This window comes from Sutcliffiella sp. FSL R7-0096, assembly GCF_038595065.1.
Lineage (GTDB): Bacteria > Bacillota > Bacilli > Bacillales > Bacillaceae_I > Sutcliffiella_A.
Window position 1 is genome coordinate 1270217 of sequence record NZ_CP152003.1, and the last position, 26827, is coordinate 1297043.

28 protein-coding genes and 2 riboswitches are annotated in these 26827 nt (G+C 40.6%); of the genes, 15 read left to right on the forward strand and 13 right to left on the reverse strand.

Features of this window, described 5'->3' with window-relative positions:
- The first annotated feature begins 476 nt into the window (after positions 1-476).
- From MKY77_RS06515 to MKY77_RS06525, 3 genes are all read left to right on the forward strand, one after another.
- The gene (locus MKY77_RS06515; protein WP_339149441.1) at positions 477-626 is read left to right on the forward strand and encodes a hypothetical protein; all 150 of its coding nucleotides are present in this window, start codon (positions 477-479) and stop codon (positions 624-626) included.
- 191 nt (positions 627-817) lie between these two features.
- On the forward strand, positions 818-1453 hold the full coding sequence (locus MKY77_RS06520; RefSeq protein ID WP_339149442.1) for an FMN-dependent NADH-azoreductase: 636 nt from the start codon (positions 818-820) through the stop codon (positions 1451-1453).
- Between the two features lie 105 nt (positions 1454-1558).
- Entirely contained in the window at positions 1559-2032 is a 474-nt protein-coding gene (locus MKY77_RS06525; RefSeq protein WP_339149443.1) for a hypothetical protein, read from the forward strand.
- A 78-nt stretch (positions 2033-2110) separates the two neighbouring features.
- Here MKY77_RS06525 and MKY77_RS06530 read toward each other — a convergent pair whose 3' ends face one another.
- A complete protein-coding gene (locus tag MKY77_RS06530; protein ID WP_339149444.1) occupies positions 2111-2767 on the reverse strand; it encodes a TrkA family potassium uptake protein in 657 nt (218 codons plus the stop codon).
- A 279-nt stretch (positions 2768-3046) separates the two neighbouring features.
- A riboswitch (cyclic di-AMP (ydaO/yuaA leader) is annotated at positions 3047-3193 on the reverse strand.
- Between the two features lie 201 nt (positions 3194-3394).
- On the opposite strand from MKY77_RS06530, the gene MKY77_RS06535 reads away from it, so the two are divergent.
- From MKY77_RS06535 to MKY77_RS06550, 4 genes are all read left to right on the forward strand, one after another.
- Complete coding sequence (locus MKY77_RS06535; protein WP_339149445.1) at positions 3395-4087, forward strand: response regulator transcription factor; 693 nt, start codon at positions 3395-3397, stop codon at positions 4085-4087.
- Positions 4084-5502: a HAMP domain-containing sensor histidine kinase gene (locus MKY77_RS06540; protein ID WP_339149446.1), complete on the forward strand. Its 1419-nt coding sequence runs from the start codon at positions 4084-4086 to the stop codon at positions 5500-5502. Before MKY77_RS06535 ends, MKY77_RS06540 begins: the two co-directional genes overlap by 4 nt.
- Positions 5503-5649: 147 nt before the next feature.
- On the forward strand, positions 5650-6288 hold the full coding sequence (locus tag MKY77_RS06545) for a VTT domain-containing protein (RefSeq protein WP_342515678.1): 639 nt from the start codon (positions 5650-5652) through the stop codon (positions 6286-6288).
- Positions 6289-6325: 37 nt separating this feature from the next.
- On the forward strand, positions 6326-9382 hold the full coding sequence (locus MKY77_RS06550) for an efflux RND transporter permease subunit (protein ID WP_339149447.1): 3057 nt from the start codon (positions 6326-6328) through the stop codon (positions 9380-9382).
- 157 nt (positions 9383-9539) lie between these two features.
- Here MKY77_RS06550 and MKY77_RS06555 read toward each other — a convergent pair whose 3' ends face one another.
- Positions 9540-10019, reverse strand: a complete 480-nt coding sequence (locus tag MKY77_RS06555; protein WP_339149448.1) for a hypothetical protein — start codon at positions 10017-10019, stop codon at positions 9540-9542.
- A gap of 308 nt (positions 10020-10327) precedes the next feature.
- Between MKY77_RS06555 and MKY77_RS06560 the strand changes: the two genes are divergently transcribed.
- From MKY77_RS06560 to MKY77_RS06580, 5 genes are all read left to right on the forward strand, one after another.
- Positions 10328-11059: a DUF3784 domain-containing protein gene (locus tag MKY77_RS06560; protein ID WP_339149449.1), complete on the forward strand. Its 732-nt coding sequence runs from the start codon at positions 10328-10330 to the stop codon at positions 11057-11059.
- A gap of 43 nt (positions 11060-11102) precedes the next feature.
- Entirely contained in the window at positions 11103-12056 is a 954-nt protein-coding gene (locus MKY77_RS06565; RefSeq protein WP_339149450.1) for a calcium/sodium antiporter, read from the forward strand.
- A gap of 11 nt (positions 12057-12067) precedes the next feature.
- Positions 12068-12880 carry an undecaprenyl-diphosphate phosphatase gene (locus MKY77_RS06570; protein WP_339149451.1) on the forward strand — a complete coding sequence of 271 codons (813 nt, stop codon included), beginning with the start codon at positions 12068-12070 and terminating at the stop codon, positions 12878-12880.
- Between the two features lie 441 nt (positions 12881-13321).
- Positions 13322-13864, forward strand: coding sequence for a tyrosine-type recombinase/integrase (locus MKY77_RS06575; protein ID WP_339149452.1), 543 nt, complete (start codon positions 13322-13324; stop codon positions 13862-13864).
- Positions 13865-13875: 11 nt separating this feature from the next.
- Positions 13876-15432 carry a potassium/proton antiporter gene (locus tag MKY77_RS06580; RefSeq protein ID WP_339149453.1) on the forward strand — a complete coding sequence of 519 codons (1557 nt, stop codon included), beginning with the start codon at positions 13876-13878 and terminating at the stop codon, positions 15430-15432.
- Between the two features lie 30 nt (positions 15433-15462).
- On the opposite strand, the gene MKY77_RS06585 is transcribed toward MKY77_RS06580, so the two are convergent.
- The 5 genes from MKY77_RS06585 to MKY77_RS06605 form a co-directional block, all read right to left on the reverse strand.
- Positions 15463-16008 (reverse strand): CBO0543 family protein, encoded by a 546-nt coding sequence (locus MKY77_RS06585; protein ID WP_339149454.1) that lies wholly within the window; start codon positions 16006-16008, stop codon positions 15463-15465.
- Positions 16009-16082: 74 nt separating this feature from the next.
- Positions 16083-16478 carry a hypothetical protein gene (locus MKY77_RS06590; RefSeq protein WP_339149455.1) on the reverse strand — a complete coding sequence of 132 codons (396 nt, stop codon included), beginning with the start codon at positions 16476-16478 and terminating at the stop codon, positions 16083-16085.
- 71 nt (positions 16479-16549) lie between these two features.
- A complete protein-coding gene (locus tag MKY77_RS06595) occupies positions 16550-16951 on the reverse strand; it encodes a hypothetical protein (RefSeq protein WP_339149456.1) in 402 nt (133 codons plus the stop codon).
- A gap of 198 nt (positions 16952-17149) precedes the next feature.
- Entirely contained in the window at positions 17150-18679 is a 1530-nt protein-coding gene (locus MKY77_RS06600; RefSeq protein WP_339149457.1) for an NCS2 family permease, read from the reverse strand.
- 19 nt (positions 18680-18698) lie between these two features.
- Positions 18699-19292, reverse strand: a complete 594-nt coding sequence (locus MKY77_RS06605; protein ID WP_339149458.1) for a xanthine phosphoribosyltransferase — start codon at positions 19290-19292, stop codon at positions 18699-18701.
- Positions 19293-19411: 119 nt separating this feature from the next.
- A riboswitch (purine riboswitch) is annotated at positions 19412-19513 on the reverse strand.
- A gap of 312 nt (positions 19514-19825) precedes the next feature.
- On the opposite strand from MKY77_RS06605, the gene MKY77_RS06610 reads away from it, so the two are divergent.
- A complete protein-coding gene (locus tag MKY77_RS06610) occupies positions 19826-20815 on the forward strand; it encodes a hypothetical protein (RefSeq protein WP_339149459.1) in 990 nt (329 codons plus the stop codon).
- Positions 20816-20940: 125 nt separating this feature from the next.
- On the opposite strand, the gene MKY77_RS06615 is transcribed toward MKY77_RS06610, so the two are convergent.
- From MKY77_RS06615 to MKY77_RS06640, 6 genes are all read right to left on the reverse strand, one after another.
- On the reverse strand, positions 20941-21135 hold the full coding sequence (locus MKY77_RS06615; RefSeq protein ID WP_339149460.1) for a hypothetical protein: 195 nt from the start codon (positions 21133-21135) through the stop codon (positions 20941-20943).
- Positions 21136-21626: 491 nt separating this feature from the next.
- Positions 21627-22295, reverse strand: coding sequence for a hypothetical protein (locus MKY77_RS06620; RefSeq protein WP_339149461.1), 669 nt, complete (start codon positions 22293-22295; stop codon positions 21627-21629).
- A 498-nt stretch (positions 22296-22793) separates the two neighbouring features.
- Positions 22794-23207 carry a hypothetical protein gene (locus MKY77_RS06625; protein ID WP_339149462.1) on the reverse strand — a complete coding sequence of 138 codons (414 nt, stop codon included), beginning with the start codon at positions 23205-23207 and terminating at the stop codon, positions 22794-22796.
- A gap of 300 nt (positions 23208-23507) precedes the next feature.
- The gene (locus tag MKY77_RS06630; protein WP_339149463.1) at positions 23508-23861 is read right to left on the reverse strand and encodes a hypothetical protein; all 354 of its coding nucleotides are present in this window, start codon (positions 23859-23861) and stop codon (positions 23508-23510) included.
- Positions 23862-23922: 61 nt separating this feature from the next.
- The gene (locus MKY77_RS06635) at positions 23923-24462 is read right to left on the reverse strand and encodes a hypothetical protein (protein ID WP_339149464.1); all 540 of its coding nucleotides are present in this window, start codon (positions 24460-24462) and stop codon (positions 23923-23925) included.
- Positions 24459-24941 carry a hypothetical protein gene (locus MKY77_RS06640; RefSeq protein WP_339149465.1) on the reverse strand — a complete coding sequence of 161 codons (483 nt, stop codon included), beginning with the start codon at positions 24939-24941 and terminating at the stop codon, positions 24459-24461. Before MKY77_RS06640 ends, MKY77_RS06635 begins: the two co-directional genes overlap by 4 nt.
- A 210-nt stretch (positions 24942-25151) precedes the next feature.
- Here MKY77_RS06640 and MKY77_RS06645 point away from each other — a divergent pair, with 210 nt between their 5' ends.
- Both MKY77_RS06645 and MKY77_RS06650 read left to right on the forward strand, forming a co-directional pair.
- Positions 25152-25739 (forward strand): DedA family protein, encoded by a 588-nt coding sequence (locus MKY77_RS06645; RefSeq protein WP_339149466.1) that lies wholly within the window; start codon positions 25152-25154, stop codon positions 25737-25739.
- Positions 25740-25752: 13 nt separating this feature from the next.
- Entirely contained in the window at positions 25753-26532 is a 780-nt protein-coding gene (locus MKY77_RS06650) for an undecaprenyl-diphosphate phosphatase (protein ID WP_237663956.1), read from the forward strand.
- Positions 26533-26827 lie beyond the last annotated feature (295 nt).

Sequence of the window (26827 nt, forward strand, 5' to 3'; positions counted from 1 at the left end):
AATTGTACGTCCAGGAATACTTAATAGGATAATTCTGTATGTATAGAAGAGCAGCTGTTTCAAACGGTTGTTCTTTTTTACTTATGGGGGTGTTGCTTTGCCAAATATGGATTCGCTTCACGAGGACATTGTGTCAGCTATTATTGCTACAACTGGTAAAAATGAAGATATTCAACCGTTTGCAATCTTGGTAGGTGGAGGAAAGACTCCATGCTGATTAATCAGTCTTGCAGAAAAAGGTTGGTGGTAAACAAGATTATGATTGATCTGCATAATATGTATCTACTCCTGAAACAGTTCACAGGCATCCAAGAATGTTAAAACAGCCTTCCGTATTTGTATGAAGTTCATGATAAATTGCCACTTGGAATTAATGGGTTATTTTTCTTTTTATCCCAAAAACATCTATTAAAATGAAGAATAAAATAGTACAATAGTTGTATAAACTAATCTTACTATCGTTGGAGGTGTTATAAATGGAAGGTAAGCCAAATCACTATGATGGCAGTGTTCAAGCCGATTTGAAAGAGAATGTAGCAGGATTAGGGAATGAGTCTTTTGAAATGACTGACGAAATGAGAAAAAGCATCGGCGGCAATCCATATATCCTACATAAAGAAGAATAGATACAACGAATGGAGGCTTTGTCGAGCAATATTGACAGGGTTTTTTTATTTTGAGCAAGTTACTTGCAAATTTTACGGGAATCTTTTATTATTATCTCGAATTAAAAATAATTCATTTCGAGATAGTTGGTAAGATATGTCTTTTTGTAACAAACTAATTATTATTTCAAACAAGAGAGGAAAGATACAACATGGCAAAAGTTTTATACATCACGGCTCATCCACACGATGACACCCTATCCTACAGCATGGCTGTTGGAAAATCATTTATTGACACATACAAGGAAGCTAACCCGTCAGATGAGGTTGTTCATGTAGATCTTTACAAAGAACATATTCCACACATTGATGCTGATGTATTCAGTGGATGGGGTAAATTGCAGACAGGTAAGGGATTTGAAGAGCTTTCTGAAGAGGAAAAAGGAAAAGTGAGCCGCCTGTCCGAGTTGACGGAACAGTTTATCGGAGCAGACAAATATGTGTTTGTCACACCGCTTTGGAACTTCTCGTTCCCTCCTGTAATGAAAGCATATCTTGATTCTGTTGCAGTAGCAGGGAAAACGTTCAAGTATACAGCAGAAGGACCTGTTGGATTATTGACAGACAAAAAGGCATTGCATATTCAAGCACGAGGTGGAATTTACTCAGAAGGCCCAGCTGCAGGAATGGAAATGGGACACCGTTACCTTTCCGTCCTTATGCAATTCTTCGGGGTTCCGTCCTTTGAAGGACTGTTTGTGGAAGGTCATGCTGCAATGCCTGACAAAGCTGAGGAAATCAAAGCAAATGCCATTGCACGTGCAAAAGATGTAGCACACACATTCTAATAACTGCAACAAAGGAGCCTTCCCTTTTTATGGGAGGGCTCCTTTTCTTCATACCCTGCAAATGCTATAATGTACCGAAACTAATAAATGTATATTGGAGGCATTATGCTAACTTTTGAACAAAAGCTTGAAATCATAGAATCCTTTCCACAATTGACAAGAAAAGATGTGTCCCTTAAACGGGTCAACTTCCAATACGAAGAGAGTCTTAGTGATAAAAAGAACGTCGTATATCATCTTCATCCTAATGGCAATGGCTTTGTTTATGCCAAAGGAATCAAGGGCTATAAGACGGATGAGAAGGGAATGGTAAATATCCGTGAGTTCGAAGCGGAAGAATTAAAGGACCTGATTGGAAAATCAATTGATCAACTTAGTAAAGATTATGAAGTGGAAACAAACGAGGAAGTGTTTGATGAAGAGAAATGGGCAAATGAGGAAGGGCATACTTTACATGTAGTTCTTGAAGATGACATGTGGAATGTATATGCAGGCAAGAACCTCGATGGAACGTTTCCTTCCTATAATGAAGCCAAGCAATACCTTATGGAAGAAGGGTTCCGTAAGCGTTACTATTAATGAACCTACAAAAGCTCCCAGCGTCTTATTCGTTGGGAGCTTATATTTATTATCAATATAAAGAGCGGCCCCACATGGTTATACACCAACATCTTCAAATCGATGGATGTCTTCATTACGTCCCAAAATAATAAGCAGGTCTCCCTCTAAAATAATTTCATCCGCAGAAGGGGAAATAATGATATCCCCGTCTCGTTGTATCCCGATCAAAGTGCAACCGAATCTTGCCCGCAGATCTAATTCGGTCAGACTTTTGTTGCTTACTTTTTTTGATGCGAATAGCTCGGCGATACTATGGTTATCGGAAAGCTCAATATAATCAAAGATCTTATCAGACACCACATGATGAGCAACCCTTTTGGCCATATCCCGTTCAGGCTGGATAATACGGTCCACCCCGATTTTTTCTAGTACCTTCTGATGATATTTATTGGTTGCTTTTACCCACACTTGCTTGATACCCATCTCTTTCAACAACAGGCTTGTGAGAATGCTTGATTCGATGTCGTCCCCCATGGATACTATTGCATGGTCGAAATTTCTAATGCCGAGTGAGTTAAGTGTTGCTTCGTCTGTCGCGTTTGCTTGGACGGCATGTGTGGCATATTTGCTTATTTGGTTGATGTTGTCTTCGTCTTTGTCTATGGCGAGTACTTCTACGCCGAGTGTGGAGAATTCTTCGACGATGCTTCCTCCGAAGCGGCCAAGGCCTATGACAACAAATTGCTTTTTCATGGTTATTCCTTCTTTCTTGGTATTAGGTGAGGGGGAAGGGTTAAACTCCCTGTTTCCTTTCGTTCCGGATGTTCGCTTATCCTTGGGCGATGTTTGAGCCTTCTCACAGGGCTCGGGTATCTCAAGTTAACGCAATCTCCCTAAGGAGTCTCACACCCTGCACTTCAGTCAACAGGGAAAACAACCACATGACCTAACCTTCCTGTTTTCATCTAATGGAAATCAGAAAGAGACCAATCTTTACAACTCAAAGAATGGTCTCATAATATGACGATTAGACCCTTCTCTCAATACGCTTACGAGGTTAGCTGTCGGATTAGAGGATGAGAGTCCCCTTCGCAATGTACGATTCACCCCAAGATATTCTGATATAACCGAATATCAATATGGTTCCCCCGCTCTGTAAAGATTAAGCAATAGGTTAAAATGTATGAAATGATGATACTTTAATTTACTCCCCTTTTTTCACTTCGTCAATAGGGGAATTGTAAAAAATATGTAAAGCGCTTTCTTTTGGTTTGTTAACCGATTGTTCATATAGTAAGGCTATAATATAAAAATATCCATTTATCATGGTGAAACTGTTGAACAACGCTGTTGATTTCTTAATGAAAGAAAGGGGTAATTATGCAAAAGCCATTGAAGGTATTAATTGTAGAAGATGATCCTAATATATCGGAACTCATCTCTTTGTATATAGAAAAAGAAGGTTTTCACCCCATTTGTGCAGAGGATGGGGAAATAGGTCTTTCCTTGTACTTTGACAACAGACCGGATTTTATCATTTTGGATATCATGCTACCGGAAATGGATGGTTGGGAAGTGTGTAAGGCGATTCGGAGGGATAACCCAGATATCCCTATAATCATGCTTACGGGAAAAGGAGAGAGCTACGATAAAATCAGGGGACTGACTATTGGAGCGGATGATTACATCGTCAAACCATTTGACCCTAATGAATTGATAGCAAGGGTGAAAGCTGTTTTGAGGAGAGCGCATTCGATAAATTTGAAAGAATTGATCACATTACCTGATTTAATGATCAACATGGGTGAATACAAAGCTACCTATAAAAATAAAGAATTATTAATGCCTCCAAAAGAGATGGAACTACTTTATTTTCTTACGATGAATCCCAATCAGGTTTTTACGAGACAACAGCTGTTGGACAAGATATGGGGCTATGATTATGACGGAGATCCCCGAACAATTGATGTTCACATTAAACGGATCCGAGAAAAACTCGAGCCGGAGTCGGATAGCTGGTCGTTGAAAACGATAAGGGGAATCGGTTATAAACTTGAGGTGAATGATAATTGAAATTGATTAACAGGAAGTCCATTTTCATTAAACTATTTTTGACCTCTTTGCTTATCCTGTTCGTTTCTTTTTTAATTTTTGCACTTATTTTCAACTATATGTTGCACAGTGTTCTTTTTAAGAATTACCAAGATTCCATCTACTATCAAAGGGACCAGCTTACAAGTTTTATTAATGAAGTGTCAAACAAAGAAATGGATAAAGAAACTTTTGACTCATCCCTGGAACTGAGTATGCATAAGGAAGATCAAACAAGCTTTATTTTTGGAGAGGACGGAGAACTCAAGTTCTTAAGTGATTCTAGAACTGAATTATTATCCAGCATAGAGAAGGAATATATCTCAAAGGCTTTAAACAAGGAAGAATCGGTAAAGAAAATCAGAGTGGATGACCGGCATATGTTCATAATCGCGCTGCCTATGGAGATAGCTACAGAAGAAAACCCGGACCATGCAATGGTGGTGGTTTTTCATGGGTTTGACAGGGATATTAATCCTATCCGTCTATTAAATCTTGGGGCCATATTTATCACCATAACAATAACAGGAATAATTATCTTCTTTGCATCCAGGAAAATTACTGCACCTTTGCGGGAGTTAAATGAAAACGTACTTGAATTCGCTAAAGGCGATTTCTCGAGGGAAGTCACCATCAACAGAAAAGACGAAATAGGGCAGCTTGGGGAATCCGTAAATTATATGGCAAAAGAACTGGCCGGTATGGAACAGGTCAGACGGGATTTTGTTGCGAATGTTTCCCATGATTTGCGCTCTCCTTTGACTTCCATTAAAGGGTTTCTAGTTGCCATTCAGGATGGCACGATTCCAGAGCACCGCAGGGAGCATTATCTAACCATAATGAGAGATGAAACGGATAGACTAATCAAACTGGTCAACGATCTGCTTGATATGACACAACTAGAATCGAATCAAATGACGCTGACACCAGAGGCTTATAATATTTCGGAACAGTTAAGAAGAGTGATTGCTAAAATGGAGCCGAATCTGACAAAGCAGCGAATAGAAATAGAGTTTTTCGAACCTGGAGAAGAGCTTGAAGTGTTAGCGGATGCAGATAGAATGGAGCAGGTGTTAATAAATCTTATCCAAAATGGGATTCACTTTTCACCTAAAGGCAGCAGGTTGGAAGTGATTCTAACCGAAAGAGATAGAAAAGCCTTTATCACGATAAAGGATTATGGCAAAGGTATCAGTGAAGTGGACCTTCCCTTCATTTGGCAACGTTTTTTCAAAGTGGATAAAGCCAGGTCCAGTAAAATGGGAGCTGGAATAGGACTTTCTATTGTAAAGCATATCCTTGATCAGCATGAGGTAGCCGTCTCGGTAGATAGCACCCTCGGTAAAGGGACAACCTTCACTTTTTCCTTACCTTTAGCGAAAAAAAATGAAATGTAATTCGGAATGTTCATTTTGTGTTCATATTCACATAGTACCCTGTATAAGGTAGAAGTCAGGAGTTTTATAAATGCAAACACTTTACAAGGAAAGGAGGGGGCTTTCATTTCCAAGAGAAAGATTTGGAAAATACTATCCTTTACAGCAGTGGCTGGGTTATTGATATGGGTGGTCCAATCAGAATGGTTTGCCATATTCAAAAATGGTGAGATTGAACAGATAAGACTGTTCCTCAAAGAAGAAATGTTCTCGACTCTCGTGATTACTTTCCTTCTTATGCTCGTCCAAAACTTATTTACGGTAATCCCTATTGTTGGAATTATTGTAATTAATATAGCGCTGTTTGGATTTGTTCAAGGATACCTTTGGAGCCTGGCTACTAGTGTAGTGGGAGCAATGATGGGGTTTATCGTTTTTCGATATTGGTTTCAATCCCTTTTGATACACAAAGTGAAAAGGGGCTATCTAGAGAAGCTTGAGCAGAATGGTTTCTTATTTGTCTTGCTACTTAGGGTGATCCCGTTCATCCCATCAAGTTTTATCAACCTTACTGGGGGTGTCAGTTCCGTCCGTTTTATTCCTTTTTTCTCAGCTACACTCATAGGAAACGCGTTCTACCTCCTTTTATTGAGTTTTATAGCAAATGGAATATTGTCTGCGGAAATAGAGGGGTATCTTCTTTTCTCTTTGTTGCTTGCTTTTATTCCAAGCTTTTACTTATACCGATATGTGAAACGGAAGACTGACATAATAGAAAATCAGAAAAGTAAGGTAAGGGGAGACTAGTTCTCTTACCAACATAATTTGGAGGAATAGATTGCTAATGAAAATACCAAAAATTGCAGTAAAAAGACCCGTTACCACCATCATGATGATGATGCTGGTTCTATTATTGGGTTTTGTATCTTTAACGAACTTGAAAATGGATTTAATGCCTAATATCAATCCCCCAGTGCTGGCTGTGATGACCACATACCCTGGTGCTGGACCGGAAGAAGTGGCTGATATCGTCACCAAACCGATTGAAGATGTAGTTGGTACAAGTGCTGGTCTGCAAACCTTACAATCCCGTAGTAGCTCCAACTCCTCCCTTATCATTGCACAATATGAGTGGGGAACAGATATTTCAGAAGTAAGGGAGGACCTCAGCTCCTCTCTTAATATGGTTCAATTGCCAGATGCAGTGGGCCAGCCGACAATCATCAAATTTGATCCGACCATGATGCCTATCGTTCAATTCTCTGTTTCGAGTGGAGAGGAGATCGAAGCTCTTCAGGAAATGGTAAACGATCAGATAGTGCCACAATTACAGAATATTGATGGTGTGGCAAGCGTCAATGTTACTGGCGGTTTTGAAGAGGAAATCAAAGTAACATTGAACGAAGAAACCCTTGAGGAAAACAATCTAACCCAATCACAGATTGTACAGCTAATTCAAGGGAACAATTTGACGCTACCTGGAGGTGTCATCGAAGAAAATGGCGAAAAGCTTAACCTTCGTATCCTTGCGAAAGTAGAAACAGTCGAAGCCTTAAGAGAACTTCCTGTTAGTATGAAGCCAAATGGGGCCGACATGGAAATTATCAGCCTGGGAGATGTGGCTGAAGTGGAGTTGGCTCCAAAGGATGTCACTTCCTTTGCCAGAACAAATGGAACAGAAAGCTTGATGGTCAGTATCCAAAAAGAGGGTACAGCCAACACTGCAGAAGTATCTTCTGCGGTGCAGGAAAGATTGGATTCCATTGCAAGATCCAATAATGACCTGACCTTTGAAATAGCGATGGACCAGGGGGAAGTCATTAAACAGTCCATCTCAAATGTAACACTTGCGCTAGTTTTTGGCGGTCTATTTGCAGTTGCGGTCATTATCGTATTCCTGCGGTCAGCGGCCTCGACGCTTATTGTGGGTATTGCGATTCCTTTTTCAGTCGTCGCTACTTTTGTATTGATGTATTTCTCAGGTATGACATTGAACATCATGTCCCTCGGAGGGTTAGCTCTCGGAGTGGGAATGCTTGTTGATAATGCGATAGTCGTTATTGAAAACATTTATCGTCACCTTGCCAAGGGAGGCTCTCGTAAAGAGGCGGCCATAACGGGTGCAACAGAGGTAGGGGGAGCAGTTACAGCATCCATGCTGACCACCCTGTCTGTATTCTTACCGATGGTGTTCGTCGGAGGAATGATAGGAGATATATTCAAGGAACTCGCACTGACGGTGACTTTTGCATTGCTTGCATCATGGGCTGTTGCCTTAACGGTAGTACCTGCACTCGCAGGAATACTCTTAAAGTCTGATAAAGTGAAAGAGAAGAAAGAAAACAAGGCTTATAAAAAAGTAATTTCATGGGCACTTGATCATCGATTGATTATTATACTTTTAGCCGTAGGGACATTGGTAGGCTCTTTTTTCCTTGCTCCGAGAATCGGAACAGAATTTATGCCTTCACAAGACGAAGGAACGTTCACTGTTGGCGTAGAACTTCCGGAAGGGGCATCCTTTGAACGGACATTGGAAGTGGTAGAAGGAATGGAAGAAGAATTATTAGCCATTGAGGAAGTGGACATCGTGACAGCTTCTGTTGGTAATGCCGATGCCTTGATGGCCGCGGCAACTGGAAGCGGGGAAAATCAAGGTAGCTTGACGGTGAAGCTTGTTGGAGCAGGAGACCGGGAGCGTTCCACAGAACAGGTGATGAATGCAGTAAAAGATGATATAGAGAAGTTGGAAGAGGAAGCAACACTGACATTCAACCTTAGCAATTCCATGGAGGCCATGAGTGGGGCACAAAATGCGGTGGAAGTGATGCTTCTTGGTAATGATAAAGAAAAGTTAGAAGAGTACACAGCGGAGCTTTCGGGTCGTTTGAAAGAGTTGGAAGAGATTCGTTCTGTATCGGACAGCGTCCAAACTGGGAAACCTGAATACCAATTTATTTTGGATAAGGAGGAAGCTTTTAAGTATGGTCTGACGGCAGGACAGGTCGGCAACTTCATCAATGAATCACTGCAAGGGAATGTTGCGGCTACGATCTTTGAAACTGATGTAAGAGTTCATATGGATGGGGTTTCTAATTCGAAAGAGGACCTTGAGAACTTGCTTGTACCAAACCAGTCCGGTCAGGAAGTGGCACTGAAGGATATCGGTGAGGTAATCAGGGGGGAAGGACCTGTTACGGTCGTGCGTGAAAATCAGCAGGATTCCATTGTGATAACAGCAACATTTGAAGGAAAAGACATGGGTTCCGTCGCGATGAACGTTCAGAACGCCATCAATGAAATGGTGAAGGATTTAAATATCAATACCGATCAATACACCATTAAAACAGGTGGCGGGGCAGAAATGATGGACGATGCGTTCGCAAGTTTATTATTGGCGGTCGTCTTGGCAATTGTATTTGTATACATGGTAATGGCAAGTCAATTCGAATCATTGTTGCAGCCATTCATCATTATGTTCACGTTGCCACTGGCAATTATCGGAGTGATACTTGGATTGTTTGTAACAGGCTATGCATTTGGTGTTACTGCCTTCATTGGAATCATTATACTGGTTGGGATAGTAGTAAACAACGCAATCGTGTTTATAGATTATACGAACCAGCTTAGAGCAAAGGGGATGCTGGTGCGTGAAGCGTTGATTCAGGCAGGGGCAACACGTCTAAGACCAATTGTCATGACCGCCCTGACAACGATGTTGGGTTTATTACCACTGGCAATTGGTTTGGGAGAAGGAACCGAATTGCAGGCTCCAATGGCCATCGCGGTAATTGGTGGATTGATGAGTTCTACCGTTTTAACCTTGGTCGTTATTCCGGTCATCTATAGCTTGTTGACAAGCAGACAGGAAAAAAAGAGATTGGCTAAGGTAGAGAGTTGAAGAGTCTTTAATTTATACCGCTGATGATTTCCGCGAATGGCTTCGCTTTCCGCTCCAATCATCAGCTAGATATCTTGCAAAAATAAATAACCTTCATGCAACAATGGGTCACCTGGCCGCTAGAGGATTAAGCGATGCTAGGTGACCTTTAATCTATCTATTCATTTCGCCTAACCTTTCTTTGATAAAAAATGAAGACAGGAAGCGGGATGATAATCCAGCCGAAACTTTTTATTAGGCTGTTCCAAGCCATTTCTCTATTACGTTCTTTTTCCTGAGCCACCACCGTATTGTACTCGGCAAGCAGTTCATCCTCATCTATTTCCGGTACCGAGATTGGCTTTCCGGATTCGTCGTATTTAGTCTTATTAGCTATTTTCATTTCCTTATAGTCGCTGTATGTCTGATAATAAGTGGAAGGCGAAACGATATCAGCGATGGCCATGAAGGCTGCGACACTTCCTCCAATCGTCATCATCAATGTCATGAACAGGATTAGATAATAATAAACTACTCTTATCATGCCGGCACTCCTTTTCTCTTCAAATGTGGTGGAGCCTTTACTGATTAGATAACCGATCAATATAAATATGAGAAGCAAAATTACGACAGGAATCAGGATGATCATTAAACTCATCTAGCAAAATCACCTCCCCAGACTGTTTGTTAATAGATTCTTTGTACACCGCTGTTGATTTGCGAACCGGGCTACGCTTATCCTAAGGGCACTTCGGAAGCCTCCTCGTCTTGGCTGTGGAATTTCCGCTAAGCAGCGCTACCTCACAAAGGAGTCTTCGCCCTATGATCCAATTAACAGCCATGAAACGCAATGAATTATCCATTTCTCAATAACAAAGCTTACTTATAAGGTATTTTCTTTTTGAAACTTATAGACATAGAATTACGTAGGAATAGTAAAGATGACTGATAAAGGGGGAAGAGGATATGTGGGTATTGTTTTTTATTCAACTTTCGGTTGTACTTATTTTCTTGGTGATTGGCTGGGCGATCCTAAAGAAAGAGGCTTACGGTTTGATTTCTAGTTTCCGATCACGTCCAAAGTCCGAGCAGGAAGAGCTCATCAAGAAAGGTTATCCTCAAAAAACGGGGAAAATGTTGTTGGTAACAGGAATTGTCTTGCTGGCATTGTTACCTTTACTGCTCACCTCCTTTCCATATGCATTAGAAATGCATATAGGGGTAATGGTAATAATGTTATTGGGTGGATTCATTTATGTTTCTAAATATGATTTGCCCAGCAAGCGAAAAAGAAGCTATATCATTAGTATTCTTATTGCGGTAATCACAGTTGGTACGTTAGCGGTTGTATTCTTCTTGGGCATTCAAGAGCCAAAAATGACGTTTAATGAAGACACCTTTGTCATTAGCGGTGTGTATGGAGGGGAATGGAAGTATAGTGAATTGACACATATAGAAATTGTAGATGAAATGCCAGAAGTCACTCTTCGAACAAATGGGTATGGTACTCCTAGCATCTCGAAGGGACATTTCAGGGTCAAGGATGTAGGAAAAAGCTTGCTTTTCATCTATAAAGGAAATTCTCCCTATATATTTATCGAAACAGAACGTGATAAAATCTTTATTAACTCAAAAAGTGCAGGTCAAACAAAAGATTGGTATGATCTATTAAAAGAACAGGTTAGACAATCCGAATAAAGATAAAGAAGAAATATTATTTTCCTAAGGAAGGGAATATGTCATGAGTTACTTATTACTGGTTGTCGGATTCGCATTGCTCATTAAAGGGGCGGACTGGTTTGTTGATGGAGCATCAAAGATCGCGAAAATTCTTCGCATCTCTCCCTTACTGATCGGTCTTACCATCGTTGCATTTGGGACAAGTTCACCAGAGGCAACAGTTAGTATTTTAGCTGCACTTGATGGCAGTGCAGAGGTGTCTCTGGGCAATGTCATCGGAAGTAACATTTTTAATATTACGCTTGTAGTGGGTCTTACCGCATTATTGAACCCATTAAAAGTGGAAAGCGAGACAATCAGAAAGGAAATACCGTTCACCCTACTCGGAAGTACGGTACTTCTCGTGCTTATTAGTGATGTGGCCCTTCAAGGTTTTTCCGAAAATCTGATAACAAGAAGCGATGGGTTAATATTTCTGTTGATTTTTAGTATCTTTATGTATTATATTTTTGAGGTTGCAAGAAATAGCAGGGACAAGATGGAAGTGCAAGAGGAATCCGAAAAAGCCACATGGGGGAAAAATAGCTTCCGTACAGTAATCGGATTAGCGGCCATTATTTTTGGTGGAGAGCTTGTAGTAAGAAACAGTACGGAGATTGCTGTCTCCCTTGGGATGAGTGAGACTTTGGTGGGTCTGACCATCGTTGCAATCGGTACTTCTTTACCTGAACTGGTGACATCCATCATGGCAGCCATTAAGAAACAAAGTGAAATTGCCCTGGGTAATATAGTTGGAAGCAATATATTTAACATCTTTTTTGTTCTGGGTACATCCTCATTGATTACCCCGCTTCCCGTAAATGGAAAAGTCTTTGTGGATATTGGGTTGATGTTGATACTGACCGTTATTCTGCTAGTGTTTTCAAGAACCAATTATCGTATAGGAAAAATAGAAGGTAGCTTTTTGGCAGTGGCATATGTGTTATACTTAGTATTCATTATTATTAGAAATTGAGGTTTAGTTACATGGAAGATATCATAAATTTATTAAAGTATATTTTTCTTGGGATATTCCAAGGTATTACAGAGCCGATTCCGGTTTCTTCAAGCGGGCATGTCATGATCCTACAAGAACTAATGGGTATGAGGCTTGAAGGTTTGACGTTTGAAATCGTGGTGAATGCTGCATCCTTGATAGCAATCCTTATTATCTACCGTGAATCCATCTCCAGGCTTTTCTTTGGTGCATTAAGGTTTATCGCAAAGAAAAGCCAAGATGATAAAGCTGATTTCATGTTTGTCATTTATCTTATCATTGGAACCATTCCTGCTGGAATTATCGGCGTCGTTTACGGTGATGCCATTTCCGGTGCTCTGGAAAATATTAAAGTAATTGGGTTTACACTTATCGCCACAGGTATCGCTCTTTGGTTGATTCGTAACCTTAGAGGAAGAAAAAATGATGCAGAGTTATCTACCTTGGATGCTATCATTGTTGGATTTGCCCAAGCGGTAGCATTGATTCCGGGTGTCAGCAGATCTGGTGCAACCATTGTTGCGGCAATGGCACGTGGAATGAAACAAGAAACTGCATTGAGATTTTCTTTCCTGTTATTCATTCCAGTTAGTGTAGGGAGTATCCTCCTTGCAATAAAAGATTTGCTTGGAATGGATAACTTAAATGAAATTATTCTGCCTTATTCGCTGGCATTTATAGCGTCATTAATTGCATCCTACTTTTCATTAAAATGGTTTATGGGGATTATGGCAAAAGGGAACTTGATTTACTTCTCTATCTACTGTTTCATCGTGGGAACACTTGTAGTTCTTTTCTTATAATCAAGCAGTCTCCATGTTGATTGTAGTGGAAGCCGGGAAATTTCGAGGCAGCCCTTTGGATAAGTTAAGCGCCTGGACCGGATATCAACTGAAATTGTAAACTATCTAAGCACCGCTTCTAGCGGTGTCAGTGTGTAGACAAAGCTTAAAATAATGAAATTCTCTAGTTGATCGCAGTGGAAGGAGCGAAGACTCCTGCGGGAGGAAGGGACATGGGAGACCCCGCAGGGCGTTAGCCCGAGGAGGCTCCCGGACCGCCCGCGGAAAGCGAAGCTCCTGCAACGAAGATCAACTCTTCCAACAGATAACCTAACTAGTTTATAGTTTGTCAACAGTCTGGCACCGCTTCTAGCGGTGTTTTTTTATTATAGAAGCATATCATTAAAATGTTACATATATATATGTTATAATAAAGATAAGTAACATTAGGGAGGGTACTTAGTGGAATATGTTGAAGCATTAAGAGATCGAAAATATATCCAACAAATTAAACAATATTTAAAAAACTACTCCTTAAGGGATTACTTGTTTTTTGTCATGGGAATCAATATGGGCCTACGTCTTAGTGAACTCCTGCATGTAAAAGTAGAGGATGTAACAGAAGGCGGAAGGGTCAAAGATTTTTATGGTATTGAACCTTGTATCTACATGAACAAACACGTCAAACAGGCAATTATGGAATATCTTCATAAAAGACAGCTTGACTCCACAGACTATTTATTCAAGTCACAAAAATGTTCTTCCCCGATTACACGGCAACAAGCCTACCGTATCATAAATAAAGCCGCAAAAGATGTAGGGGTGCCCGGAAAAGTGGGAACTCATACATTGCGTAAAACTTTCGGCTATCATGCATACAGAAGTGGTGTCGCTGTTTCGTTACTTCAAAAACACTTTCATCATGCTACACCTTCGGAAACACTCCGTTATTTGGGAATCAACAAACAAGAAAATATACCAGTCAAAATCGACGTCAATCTATAAGGGGGGATAAGATGCTTCAAGGTGCATTTAATGTAGATTATTTTATTTTGTTAACCGCATTTCTTTTAATTGTTGGAGTTATTACCACCAAGTTCTCCTCAAGACTAGGTGTACCAGCGCTTGTTCTGTTCATCATTGTCGGAATGATGGCAGGAAGCGACGGATTAGGATTCATCTACTTTGACAATGTGAAATACGCGCAATTAATTGGTATCTTCGCTCTTGTCATCATATTGTTTGAAGGGGGTCTGCAGACCAAATGGACGACTGTTCGAAAGGTTGTCAAACCTTCTCTATCATTGGCAACTATCGGAGTCATCCTTACTTCAGCATTGGTAGCAGCAGCAGCTAAACTTATTCTGGATGTTACATGGTTAGAAGCATTCCTTTTTGGTGCAATTGTAGGATCAACTGATGCCGCTGCAGTATTTGCGGTACTCAAAGGGCAGAACATTAAAGCAAGGATGGGTGCCACATTAGAGGCAGAGTCTGGTACGAATGATCCGATGGCGGTGTTTTTGACATTATCCTTCATTGAACTTATTACAGCCTCCAATCCAAGTTACATTGGATTCATCGGAAGCTTTTTCTGGCAGATGGGTATCGGTTTGCTATTGGGATTAGGCTTTGGGAAACTGGCCTCCATTTCCATCAACAAAATAAACCTTGATTCTTCCGGTTTATATCCTGTGTTCGCCATGGCATTTGCCCTTTTGACTTATAGTATCGCTGCACTAGTAGGGGCAAGCGGGCTATTGGCTGTTTATGTAGCAGCATTGATTATAGGCAACAATGAATTGACCTATCGTCAATCCATTTTCCGTTTCAACGAAGGATTTGCGTGGATGATGCAAATTCTCATGTTCATCATTCTAGGATTGCTCGTCTTCCCAGGCCAATTGTTCCAATGGGATATTATGCTAAAAGGGTTGTTACTATCTGTGATTTTAATTGTCATTGCTAGACCTATAGCCGTCTTCCTTTCCACGATAGGCATGGATTTCAGCGTAAAAGAGAAAGTATTCCTATCGTGGGCGGGACTTCGCGGGGCAGTACCGATCGTTCTTGCTACATTTCCTATGATTGCAGGAATTCCGAATGCACAATTGTTCTTTAATGTCGTTTTCTTCGTCGTGCTGACATCTACTCTAGTTCAAGGGTCAACCATTACGATGCTTGCAAAAAAATTGAATCTCACCGGACCAAAGAAAATCGCTCCTATACATTCTTTAGAGCTGGTCTCGATTGGTAAAGCAAATGCAGAAATCATCGAGTTCCAGGTGGAGGAGGATTTAGACATGGTTGGAAAAACTCTAGCTGAACTGGAATTTCCTGATAAAACTTTAATCAATGCTATCATAAGAGCGGGCATACTTGTAACGCCATCTGGTGATACAGAAATCAAAGATAAGGATTTCTTATATATCCTTACATCCAGAAAGAGTAAGCTTGCATTAGAGGAGTTTTTGAAAAAGAAGAAAGAAGACTCCACTGAAAATATGGAGACCCAGGATCCACTTGACCCTGCTGAAGAATCAAATAAAGAGGAAATGAAAGAAACCGTATAAAAAAAGGATGCCCAGCATGGGCGTCCTTTTTTAGCAAATAGATTGACAAATTTTTTCTGTGAAGAATTTCAGTATGTAGGAAATTATGATATACAGTGGTATAGAGATGAATACGTTCCAATGAAAAGGAGTATATAGGCCGAGCTTCTCCGCTACGGGCTCTGCGATCAAAGATGCACCAACTGCAAGTACGAGATTGGCAAGGAAAAACTTTTTTCCTATAGGGAAATACTGATATATTAGCATATATGTAACGGGGATCAAGCAATAATCAAAGACATACGATTTTGGCAAGTAGGGGCTAAGATTGTATGTATACCCCCATAGACCGAATTCATAACCCAACCCATCAAGGTTAGAGGCAACAATAATCCACAGCAGCCCGAAAATGGATATTCGCGGAAGTTCCTCCGGTTTTTTTAGCTTCCAGAACAAGGTCCATAAGAGGATGAAAATACCAATCATTAACCACCATTGCCAAGAAAACACCACATGTTCTAGCCAAAAGTTAACATGCGCTTGGACAGCTGATTGATTTTCATTAAAAATTTCAATGTATTGTTGCATAATGGACATAATTTATGCCTGCTCTCATTATTAAAGATATCAGTAGTTTTTCTTGTTTAATAATAAATGATACATCATTCGGTTTAGGAGTCTGGTATGGATATAAAAGGTGCGGCTGGAATGGATTGTAGCTCTCTCTTGATGGTTTCTGTAGCAATTGAAGCCTCCATTCCTGTACCAAAAGTTTGGATCCAGAGTCCCTGTGTGGCAACAATCTGGGCTTGCAATTCCAATTGGGGATCATCTGAAAGTACCTCAGCAGTCGTGCCAATAGCCACTACAATGTCTCCAATGGTCTGTACCCATGCCCCAGTAAGAATGCCTTTCTCAACATCTGATAATGGATCATTCGTTAAATTGTACAACTTACTCAGGTTTATAGCCTCCAAGACCTGACCTATTACTTGAAGCCATACAGCAAAAGCTATATTTTCTTGAAGGCGCTGTTCCAACTCTTTTGTTTCCTTATCCTTTTCCATTCCTATCAGTCCTATCGTTAAAAGTGTAAGAAAACCCTCATAAAGTTTCTTTATAAGGGCCCTTGATATTTTTATTGAAAGTTACCTTGGAAGCCGGTGAACCCTGTTCCGCCACCAAACCCTTGTGTGGCGCCGAATCCCGGTCCACCGCCGAAACCTGGTCTACCACCGAAACCCGGCCCTCCATATCCAATACCAGGATAGCCACCGAATCCCGGTCCACCGCCGAAACCTGGCCTACCACCGAAACCCGGCCCTCCATATCCAATACCAGGATAACCACCAAAACCTGGTCCACCACCGAAACCACCGCCGTATCCAAAGTTATTGAAAATGGCGCTGCCTAACAGACCCCCAGCAAGTCCTCCTAATAGTGGAAATCCAAAGCCACCAAAGCCCAGCCCTCCATATCCTGGTCCTATGGAACGGTATCCATGTTGAGATACTCCGTTCATATGATTTTGTAAATACATTCCGTCTCCTCCTAACTCTGCCTACTTTGTATTGTATGTGCATTCGTCCAAAACTCGTGGGCTAGTGCCTTGTTAGCAGGAATATTTCGAAATTCTTTTGCATGGAAGAGGATATTTTATGTGATAAAAGGGGGGAGGACATGAACGAAAGACTCAAAAAAAGCCGAGAGCAATAACTCTCGGCTTGAACAATTCATTTTATGAAGCAACCTGCCGTTTCACAACAACCTTCTGTTTCGTCTGCTTGAGAGCAGTTGATGCTTGCTGATATGAACAATAAACCAAGAATACAGCAACTAGTACATAGCCTATAGCAAAGTCAGGCGCGGCATTCACGGCAAGCTTTGGTGCATGCATAAATCCGACGAAGGATAGGAATGCGCCAATCAATGCGAAGTAAGATGCTTGGCGGTAGTCCTGGTCGATAATATAAACAGTGATAGCACCAAGAACAATGGCTGTAAACATGGCACCCTGACCAAGAGGGACAATACCTTCAGAGATGCCTGCGACCACTTCGCCTGCGCTATTATTAAAGCGTGTCATTACATAGTTTGCGAAGTATGGTAGCATCGCAATCGCAACCGCAGGGAAATACTTTTTGTCATTGGTCTGGAATGCAGTTGCTACCATGGAGATCCCGACAAATACCAAAATTGGAGCTACTGCAGCAAGAGGGATAATGGCAGCAAGGGCTGCAATCACCCCTGTCATGGCCGCAATGCCAAAAACGATGGCGTTCAAGATGCTATATCCTCTGCCGGCACCCATCCATTTGGAGCCCACTGTCGCAATATAAACAGTAGTAGGGAAGAGGCCGCCAAAAATGGCACCAAGCATCGTTCCGACCCCATCCACTGCCTGGCATTCACGTACATCATAAGAATCACCCGCTGCAGACATGGCATCCACATTGTTCATCGTTTCAATCGCATTATAAAGTGTGATTGGTAAAATGATCGCCAGTAGTCCGATAAGTGCACCAAATAAATAGGTCATCCCTTCAAAAGCAGCCAAAGTAGGTAGAATTGGATAGAAACCGATGTTGGCAAGCCCATCAGAGATTTGGGATGGTGATTGATACCCCAATGCGAATGCAAGAACAGTACCAATGATGACAGCAAATAAGGATGCTGGAATTTTGAATGGCATGGACATCTTTCCAACAACACCTACAATTATGATAACAAGTGCAACTAACCCTACAACAGGGATGGAAAAAGTATTAAATAACATCTCACCAGCAATGAATGTAAGAGCTACCCCTGCTAGGGCGCCAAGCATAGCTGCACGAGGCAGATGGTTTCGAACCCAGTTCCCTGTAAAGCTGACCAAGGTTTCTATCAATCCACTCAAGAATGCAGCAGCCACAGCAATCTTCCATGCAAGCTCTGGATCCCCAGTCAATGCGTTAGCAGGCGCTAAAACTCCAAATAAGAAAACAAACATAACGGGAGTGCTGATTCCATAGGAGAGGGCAGTGACATCTGTCCGTCCCTCTTTCTGTGCCAGTCGCTTTGCCATGAATGCATAGTAAAGGTTACCGACCATTACGGCAACCGCCGCTCCAGGGATTACTTTTCCGAATACAATGGATGCCGGAAAGCCCATGCCAAGCATGGTGACCGCAATGATTACAAAGTTTGCTAAATTATTTTGAAAGAGTGCGAAGAATGCATCTGTATCTTCTTTTTTATACCATGGATATTGTACAGTAGTTGCTTTCATAAGATGACCTCCATTTTTCTTAGTTTGTAACAGTAACAGCGTCTGCCACAAAGGTTATTTTCTCGTTTTGAAGGGATTGGATTCTTGCGAGCGACTCCACACGATAACCTTTATCTTCTAATAGTTGCCTCCCTGGCTGGAAGGATTTTTCAATGACAATCCCGATACCGGCAACGGTTGCCCCGGCTTGCTTCACTACATCAATCAAACCTTGCGCAGCCTGTCCGTTTGCCAAGAAATCATCAATGATTAATACTCTATCATTTTCCTCTAAAAATTCTTTTGCCACTGTAATTTCACTTGTTTCTTGCTTAGTAAAAGAGAACACTTCACTTGTATAGACATTATCCTTCAAGGTCAGAGATTTTTTCTTTCTTGCAAAAATAAGCGGAACACATAAAGTGTGGGCTGCAAAAAAGCTTGGGGCGATACCGGATGATTCAATCGTCACCACTTTATTGATATTGACGTCTGCAAAGCGATCTGCAAACTCTTTGCCTATTTCGATCATCAATCCAGTATCCACCTGGTGATTTAAAAATGTATTAACTTTTAAAACTCCGTTTGGTAAGACAGTCCCTTTATCAAGAATGGTTTGTTGTAATAATTTCATAAAAATGTCCTCCTTCTTAAATAAAAAAATCCCGAAAGTCGAAATGGCACGAATACTACAAGTGACCATCTCTAACTTCCGGGAATGCGAAAACTTACTCAGGCCAAGCCTAAGAAAGGGAAAATTAAAGTATCACTCGTAGTCAAGCCATTTACGGTAGCTTGGTAGAGACTTGTAGGCCATATTCCTACTATTATACGAGTTGTTATATGGAGTTGTTTGGATTATGAAGTGATTATATCGGAAAAAGGTGAGTTTGAAAAGGGGTTTTTGTTAAAAACACGAATAAAATTATGATAGTGTAATTTGAAGTTCGGAATTTGTCTATATAAAGGTGTGGGAAAGCCACATAATACAGTATCTCTTAGTACTAGGAAAGTGTTCAACTAAAATAGCGAATCATAAGGGTTAATGCTACTTTACTTTCCCAATAGCTTCCTAGGAATATTTATCTTAAGATTAAAGGTGGGGCTATAGAACTATATTTAGTTTTATTTTCCTAGGCATTAGAAACGGAACAGGGGGTAACAACATTGAAAAGGTTATTTATAATCATCTCAATATCCAGTCTACTAGTACTTGGAGGTTATTCTATCTATGAATACACAAGTTACACCTTGAAAAATTCCGAAAGAAACATCACAAGTTTCATCCACGAACATCTGGGTCCAAAACAGAAGGAACCACTGTTATTGGAAGTATTTCCAATTGAGGGTACAAACAAAGTAGTGGCGACATTTGAATATAGTCAAAGTAAGTTGGGTGTGGCCATTTTTATAAAAGGAGTTTATGGCAAGCTAAAGCTTGAAACGTTCTTACTTGACCGCTCCTACTATTCGGAGGTAATGAATACAAGAGATGGAACCCAAATCCTTTTCATAGGGGAAAACCTGCAAACGTCTGTAAAAACAATCGAAACAGACATTGTCATCCAAGGTGAAAGAGTGAAACTGGCAATCCCGCCACAAAAATATTTCACTCATATAAGTAAAATGGAGAACGCCTTAAAAATTGACAAAGAACCAATTTACATTTACCGCAATCTAAAGGGGGCACTTGCCGGGGCTACGAAAGAACTGGGAGGGATGGAGGTGATGTTTGTAGACGAAAACAATCAATCATTCCTGATTTATTCTGAAAAGAATGCAGTATTAAAAACGGTACTTGGAGGTTTTCAGCAGAGTGAGGAGGGGTTTATCGTTACAGGAGTGGAGGAGCCGAACTATTATACTATGAATGAAGAAAAGAGCTTCTGTTACGAAGAGAAGAAGATAGATGTTCATCATATAGAGCAAACATATCTTCACGGCCTGGTACCGCAAGAGGATGAGGTTCAAAAAGTAGTGCTTGAAGTGAAAAGGAAAGATGAAGTGATCTATCAGTTTTCGAGCAATGTGGTTGCTAATCAGTTCCTCATCCATATTTCTCGCCCAGAAATTTTGGAGTCAGATGAAAATACTATAAAAAAATTTCATTTTTATGATAAGGACGGAAATTACATACGAACTGAGATGAAGAGCTAGCTTTTTGCTGGCTTTTTTATTATGTATATTTGAAAGTAGAATGGAAGTAAATATCTCAGCGAAAGTGGACGGGAAAAGTTTTTATTAGTAAGAAGACCGCTCGATATTCCAATCCAAGAAGCGGTCTAGCCTTTAACAGGTTCATCAGTTGTGGAGATATGTCTATAAACGGAAATATTCTGAAGAATGCTGACAACCATTAGAATGAACATTGTCCAAAAATAACCGATGTCATGAATGACAAATGCTATGACAGAAGCAACAAGCATTAGAAAGCTAGCCATGATACTAATGACGAAAATAATTTTACTCAAACTCAATGCTACATCTCCTCCTTAATTATAGAAGTATAACATAATAAGTGCTTTCGGTATCTATATACCCATGATTAGGGTATGATATGTGTGTAATTATACTACAATTATGGTTTTCTCTTCATTACAGTTATGTAAAATCTTCTATGTAAAATCTTCGTAAAACGAAAGATTTACTAATAAGACGGTTAGAAAGGGAAAAAGGTTCCATCGAAGTATAAATAATAATCCAAAAAAATGAAAGATAATTGTTCATTATCTTTCATTACAGTGTGTAGACAAAGCTTAAAATAATGAAATTCTCAGTTGATCGCAGTGGAAGGAGCGAAGACTCCTGCGGGAGGAAAGGACATGGAAGACCCCGCAGGGCGTAGCCCGAGGAGGCTTCCGGACTGCCCGCGGAAAGCGAAGCTCCTGCAACGGAGATCAACTCTTCCAACAGATAACCTAACTAGTTTATAGTTTGTCAACAGTCTAAAATGAAAGATAATTGTTCATTATCTTTCATTAATCTTTATTAATTTATGAACATCTTTTAATACCTCTTCTTTAATTTCATGCCGGATCCATCCTACGTGTGGGGCGAAAACTGAACTTCCTTTACGTAGTGTGTTGCCATCCTGGTCCTTTTCTTCGAAATCAATAATGATACAATCCTTGAACGTCTTAGCAGGTGTTTCGATTTCAGCATTTATTGACCTGATATGATAAGTGATATCCAAGTCGAAATCCTCTATTGTTTCGGTCCATTCTTTACTTTCTTCCAGCGGGTAGGCAATGATTTTCGTTTTAGGGAATTTTTTAATATCATCTGCATCCCATTCTGTTGGGAAGTCCTCCGATAAAACGATATATCCATAGATGCCATCTTTCTTCTCTTCATAAAAGTTGATCGTTTCCGAAGTATCTGTTGAAGAGTCTTCGGAACCTAGATCCACAACCGTTTTCACTTCTACAATCTGGCTGTCTGGAACCTTGCTATAAAGCACCCTGTATTCTGTGTGCTCCTTTTCTTCAATGTACCTTTGAAAAGTATAATCCCCTGTCGATGGCAGCAAAGGTGGTGGTTCTTCAGCATTACCCGGAACACCTTCAATGGCAGAACCGCACCCAATAGTAACGGCTGAAATGATACTAATAAAAAGAATAATGAGTACGTTCTTCAAATAAAACCCCTCCTGGAAAGGTTCAAGTTGAAGATAGTGTACCCAATATTCCTTTTTTTAGTTATTGGCTCTGTTAAACACGCTGGTGATTTCCGCACTAGGCTTCGTTTTCCTAGGGGCGTTTGGGGAGCCTCCTCGGCTTACGCCAAGGCCACTGATAAACCTAATAACTTATCTTTTTTATGGTTTCTAGCTGTTGATTGGAGCAATAGGCGAAGACTCCTGCGGGGGGATAGCGACAATCTTGAGACCCCGCAGGGCGTAGCCTGAGGAGGCTCAAGGTCGCCCCGCGGAAAGCGAAGCCGTTTGCGGAAATCAACAGCGGTGTTAACCAGATTATTAAAGTTCATTACTTTTTCAGTGGCCACGCTTGCGCCTGCGGGGTCTCCCCTAAACGCTATCTCCCTCAGGACAAGGAAGGCTTCGGCAGCAAAACATCGCACGAAGAAAATGCGGCAACATTGTTGCTGCATAATCAACAGCATGCTTTAACAGAGCCTAGTTATTCATTTCCAGCATCTCGAGAAACCCTGTGCAATCTTCACTGAAATAGTAGAACATTGGCTGCTCTTTTTCATTGAAGATAAGCAAATACGGCTTTTCTCCTTCAGGAAAAATGAAGATTACTTGCTTGACGGATTGTTTTAACACTTTCGTGTCGATGTTTTCTGAGGGTTCAAAAGGCACTTTGACCATAAAGCCTGTTTTTGGTGTAGGGTTCAGCTTTGGATAAAGGGCGTTTATACTTTTTACAAGCTTAAGGGCCTCAGACCTGTTTCTTTCGTCCAATGGAATGGACTTTGTCACCTTACTCTGTGTTACATCAAATACTTCTATTTGAAGGGGTTGTGCCGATACAGGGACAGCCAGTATTCCCCAGGTAAGCAGTAGAAAAAAGAAGACTTTTCTCATTTTCATCACCTCTTTGTTAGTATGGAGCAAAAGAAGTGAAATCATGAGGATTCAGTCTTCATGCCCAAGGAATCGATAACCGATGTATAAAACAAATAAGCACCCCAATGTAATCAGAATCAGGTCATAACCGACGCAAGATGTTTGAAGACATAGTTTCCCCATTTTTGCCCTCCAATAAATAATTTAATAATATGTGAAAAAAAACACTTTATGACTAATAGTAAGCGTTTACATATAAGGAAATTAGTAAAGCCGAACCGGGGACTTCCGTCATTATGCCCTCGTCTCGGCTTTGCCTTATTCCGCTCTTTCTTTCTCGTCTTGAATCTTTTCCTTCAATAACGATACAGCCTCTTCCTTGTCATAGGTGAATAAAATCATGTCGTCGGTAAGATACCCTGTATATTCAAACACTATATAAGCAGGAGTTTGTTCAATATTGTATTTGGGGTAATTCTCGGTTGCCTCATCCAATCCGACCACCACTTCACTGTCTTTCAGAATGAAATCAATATCCTCCACTTCAGAAAGAGATGCATCTTCTTTCTTGTCGACAACTTCAATGTACGAAAAGCGATCTGGAATGTGCGTTGGCATACCACAGGCTGTTAGAAAAAGGAGGAATAGGGATATAAGAATGATTTTCTTCATATATCAGCACCTCCAATAAGTATAATTCGACATATTTTTAAAAAACCCTTTTCTGATATTATTATTTTATAGGGTTAGCTTTTTTATCTTGAAGGTGCTTTCTGAATTTGTTGAAAAAGAATGTATTTAAAGTCATTATAAATGCATAAAACATACACGAGTATAAGAGTGTCCACTCATTATATTGAAAAAGATCGAAAAAAAGCGAGATCCATTCCAGAGATATCAGAATGAGAGCCCAGCCAATTATAAATCCGATTGTAGCCGGTCTGAATTTTGCATAAAAATGAATAGCGATAACAATGGTCGCTGGATAGGGAATTGTTTGTAAAATAACATCAAAAATCTCTGCATGTGCGTAGTCCATCGTATCGTAAAAATCTAATGGGTGTTCGGCTAACAATGATTCCAAGGTGGTGCTCAAAAATAGATTAAATAGATATACACTGGCCAGTTCCGTGTTGGTAAGTGTTCGGTAGTGTGTATGTAAAAACCAAAGGACTACAATTACCATTATGGAAATAAAAATAGTGAATACTTCGTTTTCATCAAAAAATTTTGGGGAAATGGGATGGAGGATAGATTTGATTTGACTGTTCATGTGATTACCTGCTCATTTCTCAATAGTAAACGAATGGTCTTCAGAATAAAATGCGTTAGTAGAAGTATGAAGATGGCCGCTGCTAAATCAATGAGTGGATACCACTTTTCATTTTGTGTTTCCAATATCCCCGATAAAAATAAAGCTTTCTCACTTGCAATTACAAACAGGATCCATCCAATCCCACTTGCTACATAATAGCTGAAACGGGTGCTCTTTAGAATATACAATACAATGATCAGTAGGACGGGGAGGGTAATGCCAAAATGTAATTTCACTGTGAGTTTCGCCCATCCGCTATCAGCAATGCTAATCCGGTCATAAGGGGAAAATAGTTTATAGTATGTATTTTGACAGATGTAGGATGAAAATAGAAATAACAAAAACAGTTCGAGGGCCTCGAATTTACTTTTGATCATACGGAGTGAAAGCAGTAGAAAGATGGACAAAACTATCGTGACTGTTAATGCAATATACATAAGTAACTCCCTCATCATCAAATAGTCTTTCGCCACTAGTATTACTAAGGTGTTTCTATTCCATTCATGAACATTCCACTGAGTGGCGGGAACCAAAGTGGGGGCCACACTTCCCAGGTTGAAAAATAACTACATTCGTTTTTTAGTGCTTTTCATGGACTTGCCTTCATACATTGTTAGGGACAACTCTCTTACAAATGAGGCGAGGATATGGAGCACTTTTTTTTATCTATTTTTGAATTTTTCCAGACGATGGGAGTTTGGGGAATTGCGTTAGGATTAATGGTGGAAGTTATACCAAGCGAAATTGTATTGGGATATGGGGGTTATTTGATTTCCATCGGTAAAATAAGTTTTACAGGAGCCCTTGTGGCCGGTGTGGCAGGAGGTACACTTGCACAACTATTTTTGTATTGGGCCGGGAGCATTGGAGGAAGGCCATTTCTTGAAAAGTATGGGAAATACATATTAATTCAAACGAAGCACTTGAATATCTCTGAAAAGTGGTTTGAGAACTATGGACCGATTGTGATTTTCACAGCCCGATTCATACCGGTGGTACGGCATGCCATATCGATACCGGCAGGCATTGCAAAAATGAAGTTCTTGCCCTTTCTTCTTTACACGGTGGCGGCGGTAATACCTTGGACGGTCCTATTTCTCTATATAGGCTTTCAATTGGGAGAAAACTGGCGTGATATCAAACACGCTGCCCAGCCGCTCATTATCCCTTTAATGATTTTAATCATTTTAGGGGCCATCACTTATTTTGTTTTTGACAGGAAACGTTCGATATAGGAGGAGGAAGAGCATGTCCAAAATTGAGGCGTTCATTTTAGGTATTATTCAAGGACTTACGGAATTTCTTCCAATTTCAAGTACGGGGCACTTGTATTTGGGACGGAATCTATTTGGCCTGCAGGAAGCGGGACTGCTGCTCGATACGATGCTACACTTTGGGACATTGATTGCCGTTCTTTATTTTTATCGTGAGGAATTTATCAAAATTATCCGTAACCCATTTCACAAGCTGTCCTTTTTGCTAGTGATCGGGACCATTCCAGCTGTCATTATAGGGCTTGCTTTTAAAGACTATTTTGAGGATATTTCCAAAACAGGCGTTACAATCGGTTGGGAGTTTTTGATAACGGGGGCCTTTCTGTGGTTTGCGGATTCCATCAAAAAAGGTGCAAAAAAAATGGAGGATATTACGTGGAAGGATGCCTTGTTCATTGGTTCCTTCCAAGCTGCCGCCATTTTCCCTGCTATATCACGCTCAGGGCTGACCATTGTAGCAGGTCTCTTCCGAAAGTTGGATAGGGAAACGGCAGCATATTTTTCCTTTCTGCTATCGACACCAGCGATTGCAGGAGCGGTGTTTCTCCAAACTGTCGAGGTCGCACAGGTGGGTAGGGAGGATATATCACTGACTTCATTGATGATTGGAATTCTTGCTTCCTGTTTCTTTGGGTACATTGCGGTAAAATGGATGATCAATTACTTGAAAAAGCATTCCCTGCGCACATTTGCTGTCTATGTGTGGATATTGGGAGTTGTTGTCTTGAGTCTACAATATCTGGGATTATTTTAATGGTTCTGGTTAAACACCGCTGTTGATTTCCCCAAACGGCTTCGCTTATCCAAAGGGCGACCTTGAGCCTCCTCGGGCTACGCCCTGCGGGGTCTCAAGATTGACGCTATCCCCCCGCAGGAGTCTTCGCCTATTGCTCCACTCAACAGCTATAAATCTTAAAAAAGATAAGTTATTGGATTTTTCAGTGGTCATGCTGCCTGTAGGGTCTTCTGCTATGCGCTACCTCGCGCTGGAGTCTATGCCCTTCGCTTCAATCACCAACTCCAAAACTCAATTTATATTTGGGTTTTCT